The sequence below is a fragment of the uncultured Amaricoccus sp. genome (assembly GCF_937858865.1).
Classification (GTDB): Bacteria; Pseudomonadota; Alphaproteobacteria; order Rhodobacterales; family Rhodobacteraceae; genus Amaricoccus.
On sequence record NZ_CALLYO010000519.1, the window covers coordinates 1 to 1,928 of the forward strand.

Consider the following 1,928-nt stretch of genomic DNA (forward strand, 5'->3'; position numbering starts at 1 on the left):
GAGCGGGTAGCGCATGCGGTTCTCGAGGCTGCCGCCGTATTCGTCGGTGCGGGTGTTGGTCAGCGGCGTGATGAAGGCGGAGAGCAGGTAGCCGTGCGCCATGTGCAGCTCGAGCATGTCGAAGCCGCAGCGGTCGGCCATGCGCGTGCCCTCGACGAAGGCGTCGCGGATGCGGTCCATGTCGGCGCGGTCCATCGCCTTCGGGGTCTGGTTCTGCGGCGACCAGGGCACGTCGGAAGCGGAGATGATCGGCCAGTTGCCGCTCTCGAGCGGGCGGTTGTCCTCGACCCAGCCGAGCTCGGTCGAGCCCTTGGCGCCGGAGTGGCCGAGCTGCATGCAGATCTTGGCGTCGGTCTCGGCGTGGACGAAGTCGACGATGCGCTTCCAGGCGGCCTCGGCCTCCGGCGAGTAGGTGCCGGGGCAGCCGGGGGAGATGCGGCCCTCCGGCGTCACGCAGGTCATCTCGGTGTAGACGAGGCCGGCGCCGCCCTTGGCGCGCTCGCCGAGGTGGACGAGATGCCAGTCGGTGGGGACGCCGTCCACGGCCTTGTACTGGGCCATGGGCGAGACGACGATGCGGTTCTTGAGCTCGAGGCCGCGCAGGCGGAAGGGCGCGAACATCGGGCGGCGGACGGGGGCGTTCTCGCCGACGCCGGCCCTGGCCTGGAACCAGGCCTCGGCGCCGTTCAGCCAGTCCTCGTCGCGCAGGCGCAGGTTCTCGTGGCTGATGCGCTGCGAGCGGGTGAGGAGGGAGTAGGTGAACTGGACGGGGTCGAGGTGGAAGTAGCGCTCGATCTCCTCGAACCACTCCATGGAGTTGCGCGCGGCCGACTGGAGGCGGAGGACGTCGAGGCGGCGGGCGTCCTGGTACTGGGCGAAGGCGGCCTCGAGGGTCGGCTCGGTGTGGAGGTAGGTGGCGAGCGCGATGGCCGAGTCGAGGGCGAGGCGGGTGCCGGAGCCGATGGAGAAATGCGCGGTGGCGGCGGCGTCGCCCATCAGGACAACGTTCTTGTAGGACCACTTCTCACAGAGCACACGGGGGAAGTTGATCCAGGCCGAGCCGCGGATGTGGCCCGCGTTGGAGATGAGGTTGTGGCCGCCGAGTTCGTCCTTGAAGATCGCCTCGCAGGTGGCGATCGACTCCTCCTTGCTCATATTGCCGAAGCCGTAGGCGTTCCAGGTCTCCTCCGAGCATTCGACGATGAAGGTCGCGGTGTCGGCGTCGAACTGGTAGGCATGCGCCCAGAGCCAGCCCTTCTCGGTCTCCTTGAAGATGAAGGTGAAGGCGTCGTGGAACTTCTGCTTCGTCCCGAGCCAGACGAACTTGCACTTGCGGACGTCGACGTCGGGGCGGAAGTGCTCCTTGTAGAGGTTCCGGGTGCGGGAGTTAAGGCCGTCGCTCGACACCACGAGGTCGTAGTCGCGCGAGAGCTCCTCGATCTGGCTCTCGGGGATCTCGTTCTGGAAGCGGAGCTCGACGCCGAGCTCGCGGGCGCGGGCCTGGAGGAGGAGGAGGAGCTTCATCCGGCCGATGCCGCAGAAGCCGTGGCCGCCGGAGACGATGCGCTCGCCCTTGAACTCGACGGCGACGTCGTCCCAGTAGGCGAAGTTCTCACGGATCGAGGCGGCGGAGACGGGGTCGTTCGTCGCCAGGTTGCCGAGCGCCTCGTCGGAGAGGACGACGCCCCAGCCGAAGGTGTCGTCGGGACGGTTGCGCTCGAAGACCACCACCTCGTGCGAGGGGTTCCTGAGCTTCATCGAGATGGCGAAGTAGAGGCCCGCCGGACCACCGCCTATGCACGCGACCCGCATTTTTCCGATCCTCCCGTTTGCCGCTTCGTTAACGTCACACTAGCGATTCGTCCGATGTATTTCAAGCATGAAATTTCAAGCTTGAAGATTATGGGTACGGCGCGTATGGAGGAGGG

Annotated in this window: 1 protein-coding gene; it reads right to left on the bottom strand. The window is 66.8% G+C overall.

Annotated features, from left to right (window positions below):
* Positions 1 to 1,812: bifunctional salicylyl-CoA 5-hydroxylase/oxidoreductase (locus Q0112_RS15180; RefSeq protein ID WP_297976726.1), on the bottom strand; the 1,812-nt coding region annotated here is incomplete at its 3' end.
* Positions 1,813 to 1,928 lie beyond the last annotated feature (116 nt).